Consider the following 24,882-nt stretch of genomic DNA (forward strand, 5'->3'; position numbering starts at 1 on the left):
CATTCTTTAAAAAATTATCTATAAAGAGGAGTATTAATGGTATCTGTAACACAACATATCAAAGAAATTAACCAACCTCGAGGTGGTTATCTGCCCATCAAATTATTTTCAGTAGAACAGTTCGAAGATCACAGAGTTCTGCACTCTGTAGAGTCTGTATCTCCTAGTTTAGTGGGGATTTGTGTAGACTACTTGACCCGTCTCATGAAAGGGGCAGAAGCCCGTGATGCTTTCAGAATTTCTCTCATGGGAGCTCAGATTGTGGGCATGGGAGACCTAGCAGAAGCACTTCTCGATTTGGTGATAGGATTGGATGACTTATCGATAGAAAGTGCTTGTCGTTTGGTTTCTTTTGATGTCGTTTTTCGTGCAGGGAAACAGTATTATAAGCCTTTTGAGGAAATTTTGGTGGATGCAGAAACGATAGAGAATATTCGTATCATGGTAGAACGAAGTCTTTGCTTTTTCGACCTCTTTGGTCCTTTGGTAAAGGATGGCTTTCATTTTCATGGAGGTTATACAGATACGATTGACAAGGGTGATGGAGATTTTCTTACCAAGGATACACTGTGGGATTTTAAGGTGACTAAAACAGCTCCTAATAAAGACCATACACTACAAGTCCTTGTCTACTATATCATGGGGCTACATTCCTATGACTCCGATTTCCTTTCTATCGTAAATCTTGGATTTTATAACCCTCGAAAAAATATCGTTTATCAACTTCCAGTCTCTTCTATTCCTTTAGATTTGATTCAAACGATTGAAAATGAAGTGATTTGTTATAAATGATTGCTTGTTTAAAAATAAATTGCAAAACTTAGAAAGAAACATTATGGAAACAACACAAACTTCCCAGTCGCTCTATCAGGCCCTGTGGAACTCAGCGGATGTTCTCCGCTCCAAGATGGATGCTAATGACTATAAGTCCTATCTCTTGGGTATGGTCTTTTACAAGTATCTATCAGATAAGATGCTCTTTTTCGTGGCGGAGACCATGGAGGAGGGGACAGATAGTCTTGAGACTGCCCTTGAGGTCTATCGCAACTACTATGAGGATGCGGATACCCATGAGGATCTTGTCTCTGTTATGAATGATGAGCTCAACTATATCATCAAGCCAGACTTGACCTTTACGGCTCTGGTAGCACGTGTCAATGAGGGAACTTTCCAGCTGGAAGATCTGGCTCAGGGTTTTCGAGATATCGAGCAGAGTGACGACCTCTATGAAAATCTCTTTGAGGATATCGATCTCTACTCTAAAAAGCTAGGAGCAACTCCTCAAAAGCAAAACCAGCTAGTAGCTGCCGTTATGAAAGAGCTAGCAGTACTGGAAGTGGCGGGGCACGCAGGAGATATGCTTGGTGATGCCTATGAGTATCTGATCGGTCAGTTTGCGACCGACTCTGGAAAGAAAGCAGGAGAGTTCTATACTCCACAGCCTGTAGCCAAGCTCATGACCCAGATTGCCTTTTTAGGGCGTGAAGACGAGCAGGGTTTTACACTCTACGATGCTACCATGGGATCAGGCTCGCTCTTGCTCAATGCTAAGAAGTATTCTCATCAACCTCAAACCGTCCAATACTTTGGTCAGGAGCTCAATACTTCGACCTACAACCTGGCTCGGATGAACATGATACTCCACGGGGTTCCTGTTGAAAACCAGTTCTTGCACAATGCCGATACGCTGGACGAAGACTGGCCGACCCAGGAGCCGACCAACTTTGACGGTGTTCTCATGAACCCTCCATACTCAGCTAAGTGGTCCGCAAGCTCTGGTTTCCTCCAAGATCCTCGCTTCTCTCCTTTTGGGAAACTCGCGCCTCAGTCTAAGGCTGACTTTGCCTTCCTCTTGCATGGTTATTACCACCTCAAGCAGGACAAGGGAGTCATGGCTATCGTCCTACCTCACGGGGTCCTTTTTCGTGGCAATGCTGAAGGAACCATTCGCAAGGCCTTGCTGGAAGAAGGGGCTATTGATACCGTGATCGGTCTTCCAGCCAATATCTTCTTTAACACCAGCATTCCAACCACGGTTATCATTCTTAAAAAGAATCGCACCAATCGGGACGTTTACTTTATCGATGCTTCTAAGGAATTTGATAAGGGCAAAAACCAGAATATCATGACGGATGCTCATATTGAGAAGATCCTGGAAGCCTACAAGTCTCGTGAGGAGATTGACAAGTTTGCTCATCTAGCAAGCTATGAAGAAATTGTTGAAAATGACTATAACCTCAATATTCCTCGCTATGTAGATACCTTTGAGGAGGAAGAAGTAGAGCCTTTAACAGAAATCGTCAGCAAGATTAATGATACAAATAAAGCAATCGAAAGCCAAACAGCTTCTCTACTAGAGATGCTGAATCAACTCCACGGAACCACACCAGAAGCAGATGCTGAGCTCAAACAGTTTTTGAAGGAGTTCAAAGGGTGATGGGAAAGTGGTTAGATATGTCAACCCGATTTAAAATCCCAGCCAAATTAACTTTTGGCTGGTTTTTATTGTCTAAAGATAGTATAATTAAATTACCTAATAGGTAATTTAATTTAACGGAAAGGGACATATGGAGCTTATCTATACAAATAAAACTGTTGAAAAGCAGTGCACAGAGCTGAGACAGGCGAAAAAGGATTTTTCGGATAAAGTTGCTGTAAAGTTGCATCAGTTGATCAACTTTTTGGAAGCGGCGGATTCTTTGGCTAGTGTGACGGCTTTTCCTAAGTATCACTTTCACCAACTCAAGGGAAAGAGACAGGGACAGTTTGCTTTAGATATAGATGGCCGAAAGAGTTCCTATCGTTTGATTGTAGAATTTCGTGAGGAGGATCTAGAAAAGGTATTTCCTAGTCCTGTTGAAATCGAAATCCTAAAAATAGAGGAGGTCAGCAATCACTATGAGTAATAAAATTGTTGAATACAAAGACCTGATTGCTTTTCATCCAGGTCAGTATGTTGGAGAGTTGATTGAAGATTATAACGTAACGCAAAAAGAATTTGCGGAGCGTTTGGGAGTTTCGGCAAAGACTGTCAGCAAGCTCGTTAATGCTGAGGAGTCTATTAGTAAGGATACGGCTCATAAGTTAGCCAAGCTAAGCGGAGTTTCCATGCAAACCTGGCTCAATCTTCAGAATGCTTATGATGTAAAAGTGGCAGAGATTGCGGAACAAAGAGAGCTAGAAGAAGGTAGCGAGAAAGATATCTGTGAGATGATTGACTTCAAGTATTTTAAGGATGAAGGCTACGTTCCAGAAAAACGCTATACCTTGAAAGAAAAGATTGTCGAGCTTCGCAAGATTCTAGGTGTGGCAAGTTTAGAAAACCTCGCGATTTTCAACCATCTAGTGAGCTATCGGAATACACGTGAGTTTACGCCTAAAAGTATAGTAAACTCCAATATCATGCTTGAGTTGGCATCTAAAAAAGCGCGTGATAAAACGACAACTAAGCTCAATCGCAGAAAGTTAGAGAGAAGCCTGCCTGCTTTGAGAAAGTTGACCAGACAAAGTCCAGAAGTTTTTCCTCAACGCTTGTCTGATATCTTGCTTGACTGTGGTGTTGTCCTAGTTGGCCTTCCAGCTTTGCCAAATGCCAATCTGAATGGAGCAACGAAAAAATTTGGAAATGGCAGTGCCATGCTATTACTCACAGATCGAAACAAAGCATCAGATATTTTCTGGTTCTCACTTTTCCATGAGATTGGGCATATTCTGGAGAATGATTTTTCATCTGATGATGGAAATAGCGAATCTTACCGACGTTCTGAGGAAGAGGCAGATCAGTTTGCAAAAGATCTTTTGATAAACCCTGAAGACTATCAAGCTTTTGTTAAAAAAGGGAATTTCGATAAGTCAGATGTCATACGCTTTGCTGAGGAGATAGATATTCATCCTAGTGTCGTCCTAGGAAGATTACAAAATGAGGGCATTCTCAGTTTTGACCGATTCCGAGAACTAAAAGAAAATTATTACTTTATATCTTGAGTCTATGGAAATTTGTGGAAGATGAAAAAACTTAATATGGTCAGTAATGAGACTCATTTATTCGCTCATTTTTTAAAGTGAGTTAGTTTTCAGCTATGAATAGTAAGAACCTCAGCAACTCTGGGCTAGAAACAAATACCTCGTTTTGAGCCATTCCAGCAAGACTTACCAAGAAATCCGTCAATACTTGAAATGAACAGATTGAATTAATCGAGCTTGAAATTATGATTTCGCATACCTGTCAAATCCCAGAGCATGGGGTCAGGCTTCCAAGGAAGATGCCTGCTCTTTATCCAAACACCTACTTGCAACATTTTACTTTACTGAAAGGAGACTTCTATGAGACTTTGGCATGAGGCATTGATTCCTCAACTTCCCCGACCTCAGCTGTTGGGGCAACATCGGGAATGTTGCGCCCTACGTGGTAATGGCTGGGGCAGAAGGCATGCGACAGTTGACTATGTCTTTACCCACTCGCCCTATCGTCTCTATGCCTATCATCGTTTGATCATGGAGGAAATGGCTAGTCGTGGTTATCGGGTCGGCCCAGAGTGGCTGGACAAGAACTACCGTGGTAAGGCCTGCCCTCCTTATGAAGACTTGCCTGAGGAGAAGCTAGGCAATCCTATCTATAGCGAGCATGATGCCCGCTACTATGAGGAATGTTTAGATAATCTCCGTGAGAAGGGGATAGAGCTGGAGTAACGGCGTGAAAGGTTTGCGATGAAAAATTCTTCTTCGTATTTTTGAGTCATAAAGAAGAGACCTAAGGATTATTCCCTAGGTCTTATGCTTTAGTATTATGATGTATTTTCAGTTATAAAGTGATGAAAAAGAGCTTGTTGCTCGCTATTTTATAAACAGGGAGACAAAAGGGCCTTCTCCGTAAATAGTGAGATTTTTTGCAACAAACCTTAAGAACCCTATACTGTAAAAGAATCAATAAAAAAACGAACTGATCATAGAGTAGTTCGTTTTTTGTTTAATAGAAAGAGGCATTAGTGAGTGAAGTCAAGTACCATACGTCCTTGGATAGTACCAGCTTCCATTTCATCAAAGACATCTACGGCATCTTCAACAGGGCGTTTTTCAACGACTGGAACAACTAAGCCTTCAGCACCAAATTGGAAGGCTTCTTCCAAGTCTTTACGAGTACCTACAAGAGAACCGATGACTTGGATACCGTCTAGAACAGTCTTGACAATGCTGAGGTCCATCATTTCAGATGGCAAACCAACAGCTACTACACGACCACCTGCACGTACAGAATCAACGGCTTGGTTGAAGGCCACTTTAGAAACGGCTGTTACGACAGCAGAATGAGCTCCGCCGTTTGTTTTTTCTTTGATGAGGCCAGGAACGTCATCAACTTCACGTCCATTGATCACAATATCAGCACCAACTTCTTTGGCTAAGGCGAGTTTGTCATTGTTGATGTCGACTGCGATAACATGGGCATTGAATACTTTCTTAGCATATTGAACAGCTAGGTTACCCAAACCACCTGCACCATAAAGGACGATCCATTGGCCTGGTTGGAGCTGAGCTTCTTTGATGGCTTTGTAAGTAGTTACACCGGCACAAGTGATAGAAGAAGCTTGTGCAGGATCAAGACCTTCAGGAACTTTGACAGCATAGTCAGCTGTTACGATACATTGTTCAGCCATACCACCGTCAACAGAATAACCAGCATTTTTTACTGTACGGCAAAGAGTTTCACGTCCTGTAGTACAGTATTCACATGTGCCACAACCTTCAAAGAACCAAGCGACACTGACGCGGTCACCGACTTTCAAGCTCTTCACATCAGGAGCCAATTCTTTGACGATACCAATCCCTTCGTGACCAAGGATACGACCAGGGACCTTACCGAAGTCACCATGTGCAACGTGCAAGTCAGTGTGGCAGACACCACAGTATTCAATTTCTACAAGAGCTTCACCTGTTTCAAGCGGACGGAGTTCTTTGTTTTGGATAATTTCTACACCAGTGCTTTCTGGATTAACAACAACTGCTTTCATAAGTAGTTCCTCCTGTTTAGTTATTATTATTAATATGTTAATTATATCACAAAGTTTTTAGGCGGGCAAGCGTTTTCAACAAAAAGTAATTCCCTGCTAGATTGCTAGGAAGACTATTTTTCACAACAAAGGTAGTAAAAACCGTATATTATTCTAATTTTGTTCTATATTTCAAACAAATTGATTAATCAAACTTTATAAAATAGGTATTAAGTAGAAAAACATTCGGGAATATTACATTTTCGTTACATTTTATAACAAAGTATGAATTTTCAGACAATTTTTATTATAATATGATTTAAAAAATATTGAGGAGTTTTGTATGAAAAGACAACAACGTTTTTCACTTCGGAAGTTCAAATTTGGTTTGGCTTCGGCTTTGTTGGGAACTGCTTTGATTTTTGGTTCAGGCCAAGCCAATGCGGACGAACAGACAGCCGTTAGCACATCAGAAGCTAGTCAGCAGTCAAGCCTAGTTACAACAGCTGATCCGTCAGAGCAGGAGTCTCTTTCTGTGGATAAGGCGACAGTAAAAGAGGACAAGTCGCAGGCTTCTGAAGAAGTAGACAAATCCTCAAGTTCAGAGCCAGTAAATGCTCAAGCTCCATCAGCAGGAGAAACTAAGGAAGAAAAGCAAGTAGCTAGCGAAACAGCAGTAGCTATAGATCTAAAACAGACTGTTTCGACAGCAGAGGTGACAAGCCCTTCATCTGCGAAGAAAGATGATAAGCAGGAGGTTAGGACTGAGAATCCTGAAAGCAAGCCAGCGACTACAGAAGCTGTAGCGTCAGAAAATACAGGTCAGCCAGTTGCTACTGCGACTTCTGCGGAAGAAGCTAAAGCTAGCAAGGACGAGCAACCAACTAGCATTAGTAGTAATGAAATTATCAAGGTTCCTCAAACATGGTCTCAAGGTTATAAAGGGGAAGGCCGCTTGGTTGCTGTTATCGACTCTGGTTTAGACGTCCACCATGAAGTCTTGCGTATTTCGGACCCTTCAAAGGCCAAATACCAAACGGAAGCTGCTCTTGAAGAAGCAAAGAAGAAGGCCGGAATTGATTATGGTAAATGGTATAACAGCAAGGTTGTTTATGCCTATAACTATATTGATGGTGATGATAGCATCAAGGAAAAAGATAGCTATTCTCACGGTATGCACGTTACTGGTATCACGGCTGGAAATCCAGACAAGAAGGATAGCAATGGAGAATACATCTATGGGGTTGCTCCTGAAGCCCAAGTGATGTTCATGCGGGTCTTCTCAGACCGTCAAAAAACTACGAGCGACGCCATTTATATCAAGGCCATCGAAGATGCGGTAGCCTTGGGGGCAGATTCCATCAATATGAGTTTGGGTTCAGCAACAGGATCAGTCGTAAACATGAGTCCTAGTCTCTCCGCTGCGATTGAACGAGCTCGAGCTAAAGGAGTCAGTGTCGTAATTGCGGCTGGTAACGAAAATACTTTCGGAAGTGGCCATTCCAAACCTCTGGCTGAAAATCCAGACTATGGTTTAGTCGGAAATCCTTCAACTGCAGAAGGAGCTATTTCTGTTGCCTCTGTTGATAATACGGTAGTGACTGAAGAAGTCATGGAAGTTCGTGGTCTAGAAGATAATGCTGAATTAAGCAACGGAAAATTCACATTTGCCAAAGCAGATAGCAAGGCTGATTTTGAAAAGGGCAAGGAATACGAGTATGTTAATGCTGGTCAAGGACGCGAAGAAGATTTTAATGGTTTAGATTTGACAGGTAAGTTGGCCCTTATTCAGCGTGGTTCGATTACATTCTCTGAGAAGATTAAAAATGCGATCCAACATGGTGCAGCTGGTGCCCTCATCTACAACAATGTTGAAGGGGCTAATATCCAGATGGCCTTGGATGAGGATTCAGAATCAGTTCCATCCGCCTTTATCAGCAAACAGTATGGTGAAGCCTTGGCTGCTGGTAATTATAAGATTGCCTTCAATGGATTGAAAGATAATCGTCCAAATCCAACAGCTAAAGAACTATCTGATTTCTCTAGCTGGGGTGTTACTACCGATGGGCAGCTGAAGCCGGATGTATCAGCTCCAGGTGGATCTATCTATTCTTCACTCAATGACAATACCTATGGTAGCATGAACGGAACCAGTATGGCCTCTCCACATGTGGCTGGTGTTGCAGCCTTGGTGAAAGAATACCTGCTTAAACATTATCCAAACCTAACTCCAGCTCAGAATTCTGAATTAGTCAAGGCTTTGATCATGTCTACTGCGAAGCTGCATATTGATAAAGAAACAGGTGCTTATACCTCTCCGCGTCAGCAAGGTGCAGGAATCGTTGATACAGCTGCCGCAGTGTCTACTGGACTTTATGTTACTGGGGAAAACCAATACCCAAGCGTATCCTTAGGCAATGTCGGAGATAGCTTTACGTTTGACGTGACAGTTCATAATATTACTGATACTGACCGAACCCTGAAAATGATTGTCAATACCAATACGGATACGGTTAAGGATGGTCAATTTGATCTGACACCTCGTAAATTGACTGAGACAGTCTGGCCTGAAGTTACGGTTAAGGCTCATAGTAGTCAGACTGTAACTGTGAAGGTTAATGTAGCTAAATTTGCAGAAGAGCTGACCAAGTTAATGCCAAACGGTTACTTCTTAGAAGGTTTTGTTCGCTTTGTTGATCCAGCAGATGATGGTGACGTAGTGAGTCTGCCATTTATGGGCTTCCGTGGTCAATTCCAGAATCTGCCAGCTGCTGAAAAACCAATTTATAAATTAGTTCGCGATGGCAAATCAGGTTTCTATTATCAGGTACCAGAGGATAAAAGTATTGATTCTAAAAGCAATGTGACGAGCCTCGTAACAACGTCTAAAGATACCCTTTATTCGACTGGTAAAACTGTAGACCGCAGTTCAGTTGTCTTAGGAACAGCAGAAAATGCCGATGGGAAACATATCTTGCAGCTGGATGCTGATGGCAACATTCGCTTAGCCTTCTCACCAAATGGCGATGGCAATAAAGATGTGATCCAGTACCGTTCTGTCTTCTACCGGAATGTGAACAATCTGACAGCTAGTGTGTATACAACAGATGATACTGACTACCGCTTCCCAATCTGGCAAAGTAGCAAGGCTTGGGATGGTCGTAAGAATTTCTATAGCGGTGATGCGAGAAAACCGAAGTCTTATCTTTTGACAAATACTGTTTGGGATGGTCGCGATAGCAAGGGCAACCCGTTAGAAGATGGCCGCTATACATATGTTGTTCGCTACACACCTGACGTGCCTGGTGCAGAAGAGCAAACCGTAAGCTTCGATCTTCAAATTGATACCCAAAAACCTCAGATTACCTCAGGTTATATCACGAATAAAGACGGTGTTGAGACTTTAACAGTCCGTAAGCCAAATGATGTCGGAAACGGTGGTATCCTGCGCGAACAAGTCTTCTACTTGAAGGCAGACGAAGAAGGTTCAATCACTTATAAAGACGTGGATTCCCATGGAAAAGAACGGGAATACGAGCATAGAGTTTATCTTTCAGCCAATGAAGATGGTACTTACACCTTGCCAGAAGGAGTGGACAAGTCCCAGATTTTCTATGCGGTAGAAGATTATGCAGGCAACAAAGATGTTCTTGCCTTGTCTGAATTTGTCAGCTCTGAAAATTCAGGCCGGATCCGAGTTTCCATGGTGGATGCAACTACACATAAAGATGTTGACACGACCTTTGTCTATCGAATCAAGGATGACAAAGGAAAATACGTTGATTTGGACAAAGGAAAAGATATCAACTTCTTGCCGTTCGGTCGTTATACAGTAGAAGTCTTCACCTATGATAGAGATGAAATCAAGTTTTACGGTTCCAAGACGCAGGAATTTGAATTAACAGCACAAGATAGTTTCAAGACCATCGAGTTCCTTGTTAAGGAAGTTGTCTTTGCGCCAGTCAGTGTTGCTTTTGATCAGGCTGTACCAAAGAATACCCAAGTGCTTCTGAAGAACAACAATGGCGATGTATATACTTTGCCTGCTGCTAAATTTGGTAAGAATTCCTTTGGACGATCAGTAGGGGCGGGATTCTACTCTGTCTTTGTAAATCTCCCAACTGGTTATGAGCTTGTAGAAACAGATCCAACTGTTGAAGTTCTTGAAGGTAAGAACAATCTTCTTAAACTAGGAGTTGTTGTTAAAACGCTTCTTATGGCTGCGGTTAATCAGCAATCAAATCTAGTAACGACAGTTCAATATTACAATGCTTCTAGCGCAAAACGTCTGGCTTATGATCAAGCTTATCAATCTGCTAAAGACGCTTTAGCTGGTAAATTGACGCAGGCAGAGGTGGATGCTGTTGTTGCTAAATTGCAAGCCGCAACAACTGATCTTGACGGTAAAGAATCCGATGTGGCAGCTGTTAAAGCGGCAGTAGAAGCCTATGCCGCAACAACGAAAACAGGTGCTTATGCTAATGCTAAGGATAGAAACCGCCGTGCCTATGACCAAGCCTTCCAAGAGGTTACTCTTCTTTTACTCCAAGAGAAGGTGACCCAGGAGCAAATCGATACAGCACTGGCTAAATTGGCAGCTGCTGAGAAAAAATTAGATGGTAAGCCAACGAACTTTACTGATTTACAAAAATTAGTAGAATACGACATGCACTATCAAGCAATCAGCAATAAGTTTATCTATGCTAGCGAGAATGTTAAAGCAGCATATTTAGAAGCGTACGCTCAAGCTAAGGCAGTTCTGGACGATCCGGGAGCTAGTCAAGCAGAAGTTAAGGAAGCTATTGCGAATTTGAAGGTAGCTAGAAGAAAACTTGATGGCAGAAAACCAAGAGTTGTGAAGCCAAGAAAGCCAAGACAAGCTTAAAAGTTTCAAGCTTACTTTAGAATTAGAATCCCTTAGGTTTAGACTTGAGGGATTTCTTTTGTGATAGGTACATTAGTGTTTTACAATAGTTAGGATTTCTGCTATAATCTTTTTTAGAAAGAAATCACTTTGTCTACTTTTTAGCGAGTCTGGGATAGTGTGAGCCAGATAGGGAAGCAGAGCAGATGGCGCTTTTGGTTATATTTTGTAAACAGAATGAAGTAATAAATTAGGGTGGAACCGCGTTTTTGACGCCCCTAGGTCGCAATAGCCTAGGACTGTCGGATGTGGTTCTTTTGTTTGTTCAAACGGAGCAAAAGATGGTCCCTGAGCTAAAATAAAAACAAAAGGAGTAACTAATGTCCAAGAAACTTACCTTTCAGGAAATAATTTTGACTTTACAGCAATTCTGGAATGATCAGGGTTGTATGCTTATGCAGGCTTATGATAATGAGAAGGGGGCGGGAACCATGAGTCCTTATACTTTCCTGCGAGCTATTGGTCCTGAGCCTTGGAATGCGGCCTATGTCGAGCCGTCTCGTCGCCCAGCAGATGGACGATATGGGGAAAACCCTAACCGTCTTTACCAGCACCACCAATTTCAGGTGGTTATGAAGCCATCTCCAAGCAATATCCAAGAACTTTACTTGCAGTCTTTGGAGCTCTTGGGCATCAATCCGCTGGAGCACGACATCCGCTTTGTCGAAGATAACTGGGAAAATCCGTCAACTGGATCAGCTGGTCTGGGCTGGGAAGTATGGTTGGATGGTATGGAAATCACTCAGTTCACTTACTTCCAGCAGGTTGGAGGGCTACCAACTCAACCAGTGACTGCTGAGGTGACTTATGGTCTGGAGCGTCTGGCTTCTTATATTCAAGAAGTGGACTCAGTCTATGACATTGAGTGGGCTGATGGCGTTAAGTACGGCGAAATTTTCACTCATCCTGAGTATGAGCATTCCAAGTACAGCTTTGAGGTTAGTGACCAAGACTTGCTCTTGGGGAATTTTGAGAGGTTTGAAGCAGAAGCTAAGCGCTGTCTGGACGAGCATCTGGTGCACCCAGCCTATGACTATGTTCTCAAATGCTCGCATACCTTTAACCTCTTGGATGCGCGTGGAGCTGTATCCGTGACAGAGCGAGCAGGCTATATCGCTCGCATTCGTAATCTGGCGCGTGTCGTGGCCAAGACCTTTGTGGCTGAGCGCAAGCGTCTGGGCTATCCGCTTTTGGATGCTGAGACTCGCGAGAAACTCTTGGCAGAGGAGGGAGAATAATCATGGTAAAAAACTTACTAGTTGAATTAGGCTTGGAGGAAATGCCAGCCTATGTGGTGACACCGAGCATGAAGCAGCTGCGCGACAAGATGGGAGACTTCCTGACAGACCATCGTCTGACCTTTGAGAAAATTGAAATGTTCTCTACGCCTCGCCGTTTGGCGGTGCGCGTGGTTGGCTTGGCGGACAAGCAGTCTGATCTGACAGAAGATTTCAAAGGCCCTTCTAAGAAAATTGCTCTGGACGCAGATGGGAACTTCACCAAGGCTGCCGAAGGCTTTGTCCGTGGCAAGGGTTTGACGGTTGAGGACATTACTTTCCGTGAAATCAAGGGGGAAGAATACGTCTATGTGACCAAGGAAGAAATCGGTCGCCCTGTAGAGGAGATCATCCCAGCAGTGACGGAAGTTCTGCAAGCTTTGACCTTTCCTGTCAGCATGCACTGGGCCAACAACACCTTTGAATATATCCGTCCGGTCCACACCTTAACTGTACTCTTAGATGAGCAGGCCTTTGATTTGGATTTCTTGGACATCAAGAGCGGTCGTACTAGCCGTGGACACCGTTTCTTAGGTCAAGAAACGGAGATTGCTTCAGCAGATTCCTATGAAGATGACCTACGGGCTCAGTTTGTCATTGCTAGTCCTCTTGAACGTGGAGATATGATTGTTGAGCAGATTCGAGCACTGGAAGAGGAGCACGGTGTTTCTATCGAAATTGACGAAGACTTGCTCAATGAAGTGTTGAATCTGGTAGAATATCCAACTGCTTTCTTAGGTAATTTTGATGCCAAATACTTAGAGGTGCCTGAGGAAGTCTTGGTAACTTCTATGAAAGAGCACCAGCGTTACTTTGTTGTGCGCGATGCTGAAGGCAAACTTTTGCCGCACTTCATCTCTGTCCGCAACGGAAATGCAGAGCATCTAGAAAATGTCATCAAGGGAAATGAGAAAGTCTTGGTGGCTCGTCTGGAAGATGGGGAATTCTTCTGGCGGGAAGACCAAAAGCTAGCTATTGCTGACTTGGTTGAAAAGCTGAGCAATGTGACCTTCCACGAAAAGATTGGCTCTCTGGCAGAGCACATGGAGCGGACTAGTAAGATTGCTGCTCTCTTGGCGCAAGAAGCAGGATTGGATGCTGATGAGACAGCCGACTTGGCTCGTGCAGCAGCTATTTATAAGTTTGACTTGCTGACTGGCATGGTTGGGGAATTTGATGAGCTGCAAGGTATCATGGGTGAGAAGTATGCTCTTCTGGCTGGTGAGAATGCTGCAGTAGCAGCTGCCATTCGGGAGCACTATATGCCGACTTCAGCTGATGGCGAATTGCCTGATACTAAGGTCGGTGCGGTCTTGGCGCTGGCCGATAAGTTGGACACCATTCTGTCTTTCTTCTCAGTTGGCTTGATTCCAAGCGGATCTAATGACCCTTATGCTCTGCGCCGTGCGACTCAAGGTGTCGTGCGTATCTTGGACAAGTTTGGCTGGAACATTGACTTGGCTCAGCTGGTTAGCCGACTTTACGAACTCAAGTTTGAAAGTCTAAGTTATGACAATCAAGAGGCGGTGCTGGACTTCTTCCGTGCCCGCGTTGAGAAAATGATGGATCGCAGCATTCCAAAAGACATCGTGACGGCTGTTCTTCAAAGCACTCACTTCGTCGTACGTGATTTGGTAGAAACAGCAGCGCTTCTAGCAGAAAAAGCTCAGGAAGACAACTTCAAGTCAGCAGTCGAAAGCCTATCTCGGGTCTTCAATCTAGCTGAGAAAGCACAAGGGCAGACAGTTGTCAATCCAGCACTCTTTGAAAATCAAGAGGAAAAAGACTTGGCAGCGGCCATTGAAAAAGTCAAGCTGACATCTGACTTAGCTGCCAATTTGGACCAATTCTTTGCCCTCAGTCCAGTTATCGACGCTTTCTTTGACCATACCATGGTCATGGCAGAAGATGAGGCTGTGCGTAACAACCGTCTAGCTCTCCTGTCTTCTTTGACAGCCAAGGCGGGACAAATGGCGCAGTTTAATCAGATTAATACCAAATAAAAGGTAAGAGAGAGGTGGAATCATGGATCCTAAAAAAATTGCCCGTATTAATGAACTGGCTAAAAAGAAAAAAACGGAAGGCTTAACTGCTGAGGAAAAAGTGGAACAAGCCAAGCTTCGTGAAGAGTATATCGAGGGCTACCGTCGCTCTGTTCGCCATCACATCGAAGGTATCAAGATTGTCGATGAAGATGGCAATGATGTGACGCCTGAGAAGTTGCGTCAAGTTCAGCGCGAGAAAGGTCTTCATGGCCGCAGTCTAGATGATCCAAATTCATAAAAAAATGAGAGTGGGACAGAAATCGGTAATTCGTTAGAATTCGATTTCATCGTCCCACCTCCGCACAGTTGAGTAGGGCTGTAAAAGCTGATGAAATCAGCGTAGTAGAGCCCACTCAACCACTGCGTCTTGCTCGACAATCTAAAGACAATTGAGAGGCTAGGACTTTTGTCCCAGCCTCATTTTATTTTTTCTTCCTTTTTAAAAGTTTATAGCTGATGTAGAGAATGGCGACGCAAGTGAAGGTTAGAATCCAAAAAAGAACTGGATCTGTTGTGGTCCTCAGAAAGAAGAGGCAGACTAGAAAAATAGCAAATAATAGAATTAAGATAGTATTTCTATAAGATTGAAGGTTCATTCTTCTTCCTCCCTTTTTTGTGCTTGACGAATCTTTCCTTTGGAAATAAAATGCATAATCAGTCCAAATCCAAGACCAGCAGCTAATCCGGCTATAATGAGTTTAGGTTGAAGCAAAACTTGTAGGATATCTTTCTTTTCCATGACAGCTATCATGATGCTGAAGAGAGGGTAAAAGAGCAGCCAATAAGAGAAGCCTGCTTTGAGACCAGCATGTTTCATAGCTTTTTCTTCTTTTTCATCCTGAAGTCCTAGCTCTAGATTATCAATTCCTTTGCGCCGTGCTTGAATGACTATATAGACACAGAAGACGAGGATAAGGATTTCCAGAAGGGTAGGATAGGCAACAGCGATAATTTTAGGCCAGCGAAAAGCCATTGGAAAGGCGATGGCATTGCCAAAAATCAGAATAAAGAAAAGCCAGATAAAGCCTATATTTCCTAGATGCTCAGCCTGTTGTCGCTTTTGCTCGTCCAAGGGTCCAGTAATGCCGTAAAATCGTTTGATCATCTTGTCTGAGAATGTTTCTTTTTTCATGTTGTTTCCTTTCTTTAGGTATGAAATTGCTGCAAGGAAAAATTCTTAGTCTTCTGAATCTTCATCTGTCAGCTGGGGATCCCAAAAGAGGGCGTTGAGGTCAGTATCTAGCGTTTTAGCTAGATTGATGCAGAGTTCTAAGGTTGGATTGTATTTGTTGTTTTCAATCATATTGATAGTTTGCCGTGATACCCCGATAGACTTGGCCAACTCTAGCTGAGACATCTTTTTTTCTTTTCTAAATTCTTTGACACGATTCATTACACCCTTCCTTTCTATTTTTTTTCACCAGTCAAATGTCGTGTATATTTGACTTTTAAAATAGTATAATCCTTTTTGAAGATTGTGTCAAGTATATACGACAAAAACTTAGGATTATTTTTCCTGGTCCTACTTTTTCTTTAAAATTTTTTTTGCTTTTGATTATGGTATAATAGATAAGATATGACAAATGAATTTCATCATGTAACCGTTCTTCTTCATGAAACTATTGATTATTTAGATGTTAAACCTGATGGGGTGTATGTTGATGCGACCTTAGGTGGGGCAGGCCATAGTGAATATTTACTAAGTAAGTTAAGTCCCAAGGGCCATCTCTATGCTTTTGATCAAGATGCGACAGCTATCGAACATGCCAAAAAACGTTTAGCACCATACATCGAAAAAGGCATGGTTACTTTTGTGCAGGATAATTTCCGCCATCTCAAACTACAGTTAGAAAAACTTGGTGTAGATGAGATTGATGGCATTTGTTATGATTTAGGGGTTTCAAGTCCCCAATTAGATGAGCGAGAACGTGGTTTTTCTTATAAACAAGATGCACCATTGGATATGCGTATGAATCGTCATGCGGATTTTAGCGCTTATCAAGTAGTTAATGACTATGATTATCATGATTTAGTGCGTATTTTCTTTAAATACGGTGAAGATAAATTTTCAAAGCAAATTGCTCGTAAAATTGAGCAAGCTAGGCAGATCAAGCCGATTGAAACGACGACAGAGCTTGCAGAGATTATCAAATCTGCCAAGCCAGCCAAGGAATTAAAGAAAAAAGGGCATCCAGCCAAGCAGATTTTTCAAGCCATTCGGATTGAGGTCAATGATGAGCTAGGAGCAGCTGATGAGTCTATTCAGCAAGCAATTGATTTATTGGCGGTAGATGGTCGGATTTCAGTCATCACCTTTCATTCTTTGGAAGATCGCTTGACCAAGCAACTTTTTAAAGAGGCTTCGACAGTAGACGTGCCAAAGGGCTTGCCTTTTATTCCAGATGACTTGAAACCTAAACTGGAATTGATCAGTCGAAAGCCGATTTTGCCGAGTGCAGAAGAGCTTGAGATGAATAATCGAGCACATTCAGCTAAATTGCGCGTGGCGAAAAAAGTACACAAGTGAGGGAATAAATGCCAAATAACAGCCAAGAAACGAGAGGACAGCAGCTCCAATCACGGATTAAAAAGTTCACTCGTATCGAGAAAGCATTTTATGCTTCGATTATCTTGACAGCGATTATTATTGCCGTTAGTGTTGTCTTTATGCAAACAAAACTCTTGCAAGTTCAGCATGATTTGACGGACTTAAATGTCCAAGTCAGCACTAAGCAGGTTGAAATTAATAACGCCAAGCAAGAGATTAATGATTTAACTCGTAAGGAAAGACTGTCTGGCCTGGCCAGCTCTCAGGAAATGACCTTGCAAAATGCAATCGTAAAAACGGCGGAATAAAGCATGAAGAATAAGATTTTAAGGTATGCTTTAAAAAATCGAAAAACAGCTAATATGAATCGAAAACAAGTGGGGAAAAATCTGAGTATCCTGACTGTTTTTCTTTTCTTTGTTTTTTTGATTAACTTTGCTATCTTGATTGGGTCTGGTCGAAAATTTGGAGTAGACCTGGTGGCGGAGGCTAAAAAAGTTTACCAGATTAAAAAAACAGTACAGGCCAAGCGGGGAACGATTTATGATCGTAACGGCAATGCCATTGCAGAAGATTCAACGACTTATAATCTCTATGCCATTATTGATAAAAAGTATAAATCAGCTACAGGTGAGATTCTCTATGTAGAGCCCTCTCAGTATGAGACTGTTGCTCAAATTCTACACGATAAGTTAGACATTGAGACTGATTATGCCAAGAGCCAACTATCACAGGAAAAATTGACTCAGGTCTATTTTGGTGCTAAAGGAAATAATATTCCTTACGCAACGATGACAGATATTAAGAAGTCCATGGAAGATGCCGGCGTTAAAGGAATCAGTTTTGATACTAGTCCTAGTCGAAGCTATCCAAATGAAACCTTTGCTTCTCAGTTTGTCGGTATTGCCCAATTGGTAGAAAATGAGGATGGATCTAAGAGCCTACGTGGTTCAACAGGTTTAGAATATTCCTTGGATAAAATCTTGGCTGGACGGGATGGTTTGGTGACCTATGAGCGCGATAAAAACGGAAATATTGTGCCTGGTTCAGACCAAGTTTCTGTGGCAACAGAAAATGGTAAAGATGTCTATACGACTATTTCTAGCCATCTGCAAAGCTATCTAGAGACAAGAATGGATATCTTCCAGGAAAAGGTTAAAGGGAAATTTGTGTCTGCAACACTGGTTAGTGCCAAGACAGGTGAGATTTTGGCAACAACTCAGCGCCCAAGTTTTAATGCAGATACCAAGGAAGGTCTGTCTAAAGACTTCAATTGGTCAACCTTGCTTTATCAAAGCCCTTATGAGCCAGGATCGACTATGAAAGTATTTACCTTGGCTAGTGCTATCGATAATCATACTTTCCCTGCCAATGAAACCTACTTTAATGACGAGTTTCAAATCGAGGATACAACCATCAAAGACTGGGGAGTCAATATGGGGCTCTCAACTGGTCAGACCTTGACTTATGCTCAAGGATTTGCCTATTCAAGTAATATCGGTATGGCCCGTCTGGAGAAAAAGATGGGAGATGATAAGTGGCGTGATTATTTAGATAAATTCAAGTTTGGTGTTCGTACGCGGTTTGGTATGATGGGTGAAGACGTCGGCAATCTTCCGGATAAAAACGTCGTTACAACTGCAATGAGTTCCTTTGGTCAAGGGATTAACGTAACGCAAGTTCAAATGCTACGTGGTTTTACTGCAATTGCTAACGACGGTGTCATGTTGGAACCTAAATTTATCAGTGCAATTTATGATTCAGCGACTAATAGTGCTAGAAAAAGCTCGAGAGAAATTGTTGGAAACCCCGTTTCGAAGACAGCAGCTCAAGAGACTCGTAAGTATATGATCACTGTTGGGACAGATCCAAATTTTGGTACCTTACAGACAAATGGAGTGCCGGTCATTCAGGTTCCAGGTCAAGATGTAGCGGTCAAGTCTGGTACGGCCCAGATTGCGGCAGAAGCTAAAGATGGTGGAGGCTACTTAGATGGTGAATATATCTATTCTGTAGTAGCCATGACATCTGCCGAAGACCCAGATTTCATCATGTATGTGACAGTAAAACAGCCTGAAGAAAAGCTTTATCCAGATTTATGGAAAGAGATTGTCAACCCTATCTTACAGGAAGCGGTTGCCATGAAGGATACGCTAAGCCTAACTACTCCGACTCCTGTTTTGGATAATATCATTACCGAAACCAAGTACACCATGCCTAAAACAAAAGAAAAAGGCAAGGATAAGTCGCCGGGTTCTTATGCTGAAGAGCTACGTCGTAATTTGGTTCAGCCGATTATCCTTGGTACAGGAAGTAGCATTACTAAATTATCTGTTGAAGCAGGTAAGAATGTTGCTTCTAACCAGCAAGTCCTTCTTCTAACAGATGAGCTGGATGACATGCCAGACATGTACGGTTGGACCAAAGAGAACGCATCAACCGTTGCCAAATGGTTAGATATAAAGGTTACCTACAAAGGTGAAGGTTCGAAGGTTGTTGGACAGAGTGTAAAAGCCAATACCTCTATCAAGAACCTCAAAGAAATAACAATAACACTAGGAGAGTAAGATGCTTACAGCTATAATTGCAGGAATTACTACTTTGATTTTAACAATTATTGGAATCCCTGCCTTTATTCGTTTTTATCAAAAAGCCCGCATTTCTGGGCAACAAATGCACGAAGATGTCAAACAACACCAGGCCAAAGCTGGAACACCCACTATGGGAGGAACTGTTTTCCTCTTGGCTTCGATTGTGGCGAGTTTTGTCATTGCATTATTTTCAGGAAATCTTTCTAGCAACGTTACAACGATTTTGTTTATTCTGTTCTTGTACGGTTTAGTTGGCTTTTTAGATGATTTCTTAAAAGTTTTCCGCCGAATCAACGAGGGACTGAATCCTAAGCAAAAACTATTCTTGCAGCTGGTTGGCGGTGTGGTTTTTTATCTCTTTTTTGAACGCCACGGCGGAGGGGATATGCTGAACGTTTTCGGTTTCCCACTGGAATTAGGTTTTCTTTATATTTTCTTTGTTCTCTTTTGGTTGGTTGGTTTTTCCAATGCAGTCAACCTAACTGATGGAATTGACGGTCTTGCAAGTATTTCCGTCGTGATCAGTTTGGGGGCTTATGCGGTTATTGCGTTAGAACAAAAACGTTTTGATCTTCTAATCGTGATCTTTAGTATGATTGGTGGCCTGCTTGGCTTCTTCGGATTTAACCATAAACCTGCTAAGATCTTTATGGGAGATGTAGGTAGTCTGGCTCTAGGAGGTATGCTGGCGGCTCTCTCTATTGCCCTCCATCAAGAATGGACCCTTCTTTTGATTGGGATTGTCTACGTATTTGAAACAGCTTCAGTCATGCTTCAAGTTACTTACTTTAAGATGACAGGTGGTAAGAGGATTTTCCGAATGACTCCAGTTCACCATCATTTTGAACTTGGTGGTTTTTCTGGCCGTGGTAAGGCTTGGAGTGAATGGAAGGTGGATTTTCTCTTCTGGGGAATAGGCCTTGTTGCAAGTTTGATTACTCTAGCAATTTTGTATTTGTAAGAAAAAGGAGAACGATTGTTCTCCTTCTTTTCATATAAATGGCTATAAATCCATAATTTCTGTTATAATAGATAGGACGAATAAGGATAAGAGGAAAAAATGAAATTTACAGAATTTACTTTTAAAAATTATATTCAGGAGGCTTTAGAGGATCTAAAGTTTGTTGAAGCAACAGAGGTACAGGAGAAGTTGATTCCAGTTGTTTTGTCTGGGCGCGACCTGGTCGGTGAATCAAAGACAGGTTCTGGGAAGACCCATACTTTTCTGCTACCGATTTTTCAAAAGCTGAATGAAGATGAGGATCACGTACAAGTTGTGATTACAGCACCAAGCCGCGAGTTAGCCACCCAGATCTATCAAGCAACTAGACAGATTGCTTCTTTTTCTGATAAAGAAATTCGTGTTGCTAACTATGTAGGAGGGACTGATAAGACCCGTCAAATAGATAAACTTGAATTTAGCCAACCTCATATTGTTATCGGGACACCTGGACGAATCTATGATTTGGTCAAGTCAGGAGATTTAGCCATTCATAAGGCTAAGACCTTTGTTGTGGATGAAGCGGATATGACACTAGATATGGGCTTCTTGGAAACAGTGGATAAAATCGCCTCAAGTCTGCCAAAAGATTTGCAGTTTTTGGTATTCTCAGCGACTATTCCGCAGAAGCTACAGCCTTTCTTGAAGAAATATCTGTCCAATCCGGTCATGGAGCAAATCAAGACTAAAACGGTTATTTCTGATACAATCGAAAATTGGCTGGTCTCAACAAAGGGGCGTGATAAAAATGCTCAGATTTATGAAATCAGCAGAATCTTACAGCCTTATTTGGCTATGATTTTTGTCAATACCAAGACAAGAGCAGATGAGTTACATAGTTACTTACTTGCTCAAGGCTTGAAAGTGGCTAAGATTCACGGTGATATTGCACCTCGTGAGCGCAAGCGGATTATGAATCAAGTGAAAAATCTTGATTTTGAATATATTGTTGCGACTGACCTAGCAGCAAGGGGGATTGATATTGAGGGGGTCAGTCATGTCATCAATGATGCTATTCCGCAGGACCTGTCTTTCTTTGTCCATCGAGTGGGAAGAACAGGACGCAATGGACTTCCTGGTACGGCTATTACGCTTTATCAGCCAAGTGATGACTCTGATATTTGTGAATTAGAGAAACTGGGTATCAAGTTCATTCCTAAGATGATAAAGAACGGTGAATTTCAGGACACTTATGATCGAGATCGCCGAGCCAACCGCGAAAAGTCTTATGAGAAGCTTGATACAGAAATGATTGGTTTGGTTAAAAAGAAAAAGAAGAAAATCAAACCTGGCTATAAGAAAAAAATTCAGTGGGCTGTCAATGAAAAACGTCGTAAGACCAAGAGGGCTGAAAATCGTGCTCGAGGTCGTGCAGAACGCAAGGCCAAGCGCCAAAGCTTCTAGTCATAAAATTTTCTTATACCCTTGATAAATAATTTATACTGTTCGATATAAAAATGGTGTGATAGACTAGAGTATACTGGTCTATCTTTTTTCTTGTGTTATTCAGATACAGTAAACCGAGTAAAAGAGCATAGACCTTCTTATATGAGAATGATGAAAGGATTGAATAATGAACGCAAGTTTAGTTATAGTGGCTTCTAACTGGTATCAGGAATTAATGAAGTCCATTCCGGATGGCCAAAATTTTAGTTTAAGATCTGTTTTTGATGCCCTGCCAAGAATTATTGAAAAATTACCAACAACTTTATTTTTAACACTGGGCGGCGCCCTTTTGGGTTTGGTTTTGGCTCTTCTGTTTGCTATTGTCAAAATCAACCGTGTCAAAGTTCTGTACCCTATTCAGGCTTTGTTTGTCAGCTTTTTAAGGGGAACACCTATCTTAGTCCAACTGATGCTTACCTATTATGGGATTCCTATAGCTCTAAAGGTTTTTAATCAACGTTTTGGAACTGCTTTTAATATCAATGCAATCCCAGCCTCAGTCTTTGCTGTTGTTGCTTTCGCCTTTAATGAGGCAGCATATGCTAGCGAAACTATCCGGGCAGCAATCCTCTCTGTTAGTGAAGGAGAAATTGAAGCAGCTAGAAGTCTGGGAATGACCAATACCCAAGTATACCGTCGTGTGATTATTCCTAATGCAGCAGTTGTAGCTACACCAACCCTGATCAACTCCTTAATTGGTTTGACTAAAGGAACTTCACTAGCCTTTAGTGCCGGAGTGGTAGAAGTATTTGCTCAAGCCCAGATTTTAGGTGGTTCAGATTACCGTTATTTTGAGCGCTTCATTTCAGTCGCTCTAGTCTATTGGGTTGTCAATATTATGATTGAGCAATTTGGCCGCTTTATCGAAAGAAAAATGGCCATCCAAACGCCAGCAGCAATTGATTCAGCAATTCAAGCGAAAGGAGATATCCTTTAATGATTCATATTTTTAACCTCAGTAAATCTTTCTCTGGTCAAGCGGTATTGGATAATCTTAGTTTGGATATCCAAAAAGGAGAAGTTATTGCCCTGATTGGTTCATCTGGGGCTGGTAAATCCACCTTTCTTCGCAGTTTGAATTACTTGGAAACTCCAGATAGCGGTATCATTGAGATTGATGATTTTAGAGTTGATTTTTCCCAAATTACTCAGGAGGAAATCTTAACACTTCGTAGAAAATTAGCCATGGTTTTCCAGCAGTTTAATCTATTTGAGAGACGGACTGCTCTGGAAAATGTAAAAGAAGGCCTGCTCGTTGTCAAGAAACTTTCAGATGAAGAAGCTACTAAAATAGCTAAAGAAGAATTGGCCAAGGTAGGTTTATCAGATCGAGAAAACCATTACCCCCGTCATTTATCAGGTGGTCAAAAACAGCGGGTAGCTTTGGCAAGGGCTCTAGCCATGAAACCTGATGTTCTCCTGCTTGATGAACCTACATCTGCTCTGGATCCTGAGCTTGTCGGCGAAGTAGAAAGATCCATTGCTGATGCTGCAAGATCTGGTCAAACAATGATTTTGGTTAGTCATGATATGTCCTTTGTTTCACAGGTTGCTGACAAAGTTCTCTTTTTAGATAAGGGGCATATTATTGAAGGTGGTAAGCCTGATGAGATTATGAATAATCCGAAAGAAGAACGGACGAAAGAGTTTTTTGCTAGTTACAAACGAACCTATATTTGATATAATGGAGAAAAGATAACTCGGTTGGTTTTACCAGCTGAGTTTGTTTTGAGCAAAATAAGCATGACTTATTGGACATAAATAGACCAAAACATAGGAGATTAAATGTTAAAGCAAATTTTTTCTCTCTATATAGAGAGTCTTCTTTTGACAACAGCCCTAATCGGCGGTTTGTCAGGGATTTTAATTTTAGCCAGAATGGCTAGTCGCAAGGATAAGACAGCAAAGGCACGACAGGCGCATTTGTTTGATGTACTTTTGATTGATATTATGACTATCCCTATTTTATCTTTTGCGGTTATGGGCATTCTCTTAGTGCTGAAAGCATAATGCTTGCAAAAGTTTTTTATTGGCGTTAGAATAATTATTATTACAACAAAAGAAGGTGGAGTCATGTACGATACAATTATTATTGGAGCAGGTCCTGCAGGAATGACAGCGGCACTTTATGCTGCAAGAAGTAACCTCAAAGTTGCCTTGTTGGAAGCTGGTATTCCAGGCGGGCAAATGAATAATACAGCAGATGTTGAAAATTATCCTGGCTATGCCCTAATTAGCGGTCCGGAATTGGCTGAAAAAATGTTTGAGCCATTGGAAAATCTCGGAGTAGAGCATGTCTTTGGTCATGTTCAAAGGATTGAAGATCAGGGTGATTCTAAAAAAGTTATCACAGAAGACGAGGTTTATGAAAGTAAGACTGTTATTATTGCGACAGGAGCCTTTCACCGTCAGCTCAATGTACCGGGTGAGGCTGAATTTAATAGTCGGGGTGTTTCTTACTGTGCAGTTTGTGATGGAGCTTTTTTTCGCGATGAAGACTTACTAGTTGTCGGAGGAGGCGACTCAGCAGTTGAGGAAGCCATTTTCTTGACCCAGTTTGCTAAAAGTGTGACCATTGTTCACCGTCGTGATCAATTACGCGCACAAAAAGTTTTGCAAGATCGTGCCTTTGCTAATGAAAAAATTAGTTTTGTCTGGGATTCAGTCGTAGAAGCTATTCATGGTGACGATCGTAAGGTGACTGGAGTAACCTTTAAAAATATCAAGACTGGTGAAACTAGCCAAGCAGATTTTGGTGGTATCTTCATTTATGTTGGTTTGGATCCAGTTAGTGAGTTTGTAGCAGATTTGGGTATAAGAGATGAATCAGGTTGGATTGTGACAGATGACCATATGAAAACCTCAGTAGCTGGTATCTACGCAATCGGAGATGTCCGTCAAAAAGACTTACGCCAGATTACGACAGCAGTAGGTGATGGAGCGATTGCGGGTCAAGAAGCTTATAAATATATCACTGAACATGAATAAAACCGAAAACCTTGTTAGTTTATGACTAACAAGGTTTTTTGGATTTGTTGAAGCTTTTGAGGCATAATTGTGGAGTGGT

21 protein-coding genes are annotated in these 24,882 nt (G+C 41.9%); 18 read left to right on the plus strand and 3 right to left on the minus strand.

Features of this window, described 5'->3' with window-relative positions; all coding sequences use genetic code 11:
- The first annotated feature begins 36 nt into the window (after nt 1-36).
- The 5 genes from AWH02_RS05720 to AWH02_RS05740 all read left to right on the plus strand — a co-directional run bounded on the left by AWH02_RS05720 (nt 37) and on the right by AWH02_RS05740 (nt 4,689).
- Nucleotides 37-792 (plus strand): hypothetical protein, encoded by a 756-nt coding sequence (locus tag AWH02_RS05720; RefSeq protein ID WP_060552959.1) that lies wholly within the window; start codon nt 37-39, stop codon nt 790-792.
- Nucleotides 793-835: 43 nt separating this feature from the next.
- The gene (locus tag AWH02_RS05725) at nt 836-2,437 is read left to right on the plus strand and encodes a type I restriction-modification system subunit M (protein ID WP_060552958.1); all 1,602 of its coding nucleotides are present in this window, start codon (nt 836-838) and stop codon (nt 2,435-2,437) included.
- Between the two features lie 130 nt (nt 2,438-2,567).
- Nucleotides 2,568-2,906, plus strand: a complete 339-nt coding sequence (locus AWH02_RS05730) for a type II toxin-antitoxin system RelE/ParE family toxin (RefSeq protein ID WP_060552957.1) — start codon at nt 2,568-2,570, stop codon at nt 2,904-2,906.
- The gene (locus tag AWH02_RS05735; RefSeq protein WP_060552956.1) at nt 2,899-3,984 is read left to right on the plus strand and encodes a HigA family addiction module antitoxin; all 1,086 of its coding nucleotides are present in this window, start codon (nt 2,899-2,901) and stop codon (nt 3,982-3,984) included. Before AWH02_RS05730 ends, AWH02_RS05735 begins: the two co-directional genes overlap by 8 nt.
- 339 nt (nt 3,985-4,323) lie before the next feature.
- Nucleotides 4,324-4,689 carry a TIGR02328 family protein gene (locus AWH02_RS05740; RefSeq protein WP_060552955.1) on the plus strand — a complete coding sequence of 122 codons (366 nt, stop codon included), beginning with the start codon at nt 4,324-4,326 and terminating at the stop codon, nt 4,687-4,689.
- A 293-nt stretch (nt 4,690-4,982) separates the two neighbouring features.
- On the opposite strand, the gene adhP is transcribed toward AWH02_RS05740, so the two are convergent.
- Entirely contained in the window at nt 4,983-6,005 is a 1,023-nt protein-coding gene (gene adhP, locus AWH02_RS05745) for an alcohol dehydrogenase AdhP (RefSeq protein ID WP_060552954.1), read from the minus strand.
- 322 nt (nt 6,006-6,327) lie between these two features.
- Between adhP and sgc the strand changes: the two genes are divergently transcribed.
- The 4 genes from sgc (at nt 6,328) to AWH02_RS05765 (ending at nt 14,468) form a co-directional block, all read left to right on the plus strand.
- Nucleotides 6,328-10,869, plus strand: coding sequence for a S8 family serine peptidase challisin (gene sgc, locus AWH02_RS05750; protein WP_060552953.1), 4,542 nt, complete (start codon nt 6,328-6,330; stop codon nt 10,867-10,869).
- Between the two features lie 359 nt (nt 10,870-11,228).
- Nucleotides 11,229-12,146 carry a glycine--tRNA ligase subunit alpha gene (gene glyQ / locus AWH02_RS05755; protein WP_002911276.1) on the plus strand — a complete coding sequence of 306 codons (918 nt, stop codon included), beginning with the start codon at nt 11,229-11,231 and terminating at the stop codon, nt 12,144-12,146.
- A gap of 2 nt (nt 12,147-12,148) precedes the next feature.
- A complete protein-coding gene (gene glyS / locus AWH02_RS05760; protein ID WP_060552952.1) occupies nt 12,149-14,188 on the plus strand; it encodes a glycine--tRNA ligase subunit beta in 2,040 nt (679 codons plus the stop codon).
- Between the two features lie 22 nt (nt 14,189-14,210).
- A complete protein-coding gene (locus AWH02_RS05765) occupies nt 14,211-14,468 on the plus strand; it encodes a DUF896 family protein (protein ID WP_008808564.1) in 258 nt (85 codons plus the stop codon).
- Nucleotides 14,469-14,822: 354 nt separating this feature from the next.
- Here AWH02_RS05765 and AWH02_RS05770 read toward each other — a convergent pair whose 3' ends face one another.
- Both AWH02_RS05770 and AWH02_RS05775 read right to left on the minus strand, forming a co-directional pair.
- Nucleotides 14,823-15,362, minus strand: a complete 540-nt coding sequence (locus AWH02_RS05770; protein ID WP_060552951.1) for a DUF3278 domain-containing protein — start codon at nt 15,360-15,362, stop codon at nt 14,823-14,825.
- Nucleotides 15,363-15,407: 45 nt separating this feature from the next.
- On the minus strand, nt 15,408-15,623 hold the full coding sequence (locus tag AWH02_RS05775) for a helix-turn-helix transcriptional regulator (RefSeq protein ID WP_008808566.1): 216 nt from the start codon (nt 15,621-15,623) through the stop codon (nt 15,408-15,410).
- A 183-nt stretch (nt 15,624-15,806) separates the two neighbouring features.
- On the opposite strand from AWH02_RS05775, the gene rsmH reads away from it, so the two are divergent.
- The 9 genes from rsmH (at nt 15,807) to trxB (ending at nt 24,803) form a co-directional block, all read left to right on the plus strand.
- On the plus strand, nt 15,807-16,757 hold the full coding sequence (rsmH, locus tag AWH02_RS05780) for a 16S rRNA (cytosine(1402)-N(4))-methyltransferase RsmH (RefSeq protein ID WP_060552950.1): 951 nt from the start codon (nt 15,807-15,809) through the stop codon (nt 16,755-16,757).
- 8 nt (nt 16,758-16,765) lie between these two features.
- Nucleotides 16,766-17,086 (plus strand): cell division protein FtsL, encoded by a 321-nt coding sequence (ftsL, locus tag AWH02_RS05785; protein WP_012000070.1) that lies wholly within the window; start codon nt 16,766-16,768, stop codon nt 17,084-17,086.
- Nucleotides 17,087-17,089: 3 nt separating this feature from the next.
- Entirely contained in the window at nt 17,090-19,345 is a 2,256-nt protein-coding gene (pbp2x, locus tag AWH02_RS05790; RefSeq protein ID WP_060552949.1) for a penicillin-binding protein PBP2X, read from the plus strand.
- Between the two features lies 1 nt (nt 19,346).
- Complete coding sequence (gene mraY, locus AWH02_RS05795) at nt 19,347-20,330, plus strand: phospho-N-acetylmuramoyl-pentapeptide-transferase (RefSeq protein ID WP_053794077.1); 984 nt, start codon at nt 19,347-19,349, stop codon at nt 20,328-20,330.
- Between the two features lie 99 nt (nt 20,331-20,429).
- Nucleotides 20,430-21,773 (plus strand): DEAD/DEAH box helicase, encoded by a 1,344-nt coding sequence (locus tag AWH02_RS05800; RefSeq protein WP_060552948.1) that lies wholly within the window; start codon nt 20,430-20,432, stop codon nt 21,771-21,773.
- 169 nt (nt 21,774-21,942) lie between these two features.
- Complete coding sequence (locus AWH02_RS05805; protein ID WP_060552947.1) at nt 21,943-22,752, plus strand: amino acid ABC transporter permease; 810 nt, start codon at nt 21,943-21,945, stop codon at nt 22,750-22,752.
- A complete protein-coding gene (locus tag AWH02_RS05810) occupies nt 22,752-23,495 on the plus strand; it encodes an amino acid ABC transporter ATP-binding protein (protein WP_008808573.1) in 744 nt (247 codons plus the stop codon). Before AWH02_RS05805 ends, AWH02_RS05810 begins: the two co-directional genes overlap by 1 nt.
- A gap of 105 nt (nt 23,496-23,600) precedes the next feature.
- Complete coding sequence (locus tag AWH02_RS05815) at nt 23,601-23,825, plus strand: DUF4059 family protein (RefSeq protein ID WP_045772959.1); 225 nt, start codon at nt 23,601-23,603, stop codon at nt 23,823-23,825.
- A 63-nt stretch (nt 23,826-23,888) separates the two neighbouring features.
- Nucleotides 23,889-24,803, plus strand: coding sequence for a thioredoxin-disulfide reductase (gene trxB / locus AWH02_RS05820; RefSeq protein WP_060552946.1), 915 nt, complete (start codon nt 23,889-23,891; stop codon nt 24,801-24,803).
- Nucleotides 24,804-24,882: the final 79 nt, after the last annotated feature.

The sequence above is a fragment of the Streptococcus gordonii genome (genome assembly GCF_001553855.1).
Lineage (GTDB): Bacteria > Bacillota > Bacilli > Lactobacillales > Streptococcaceae > Streptococcus > Streptococcus gordonii.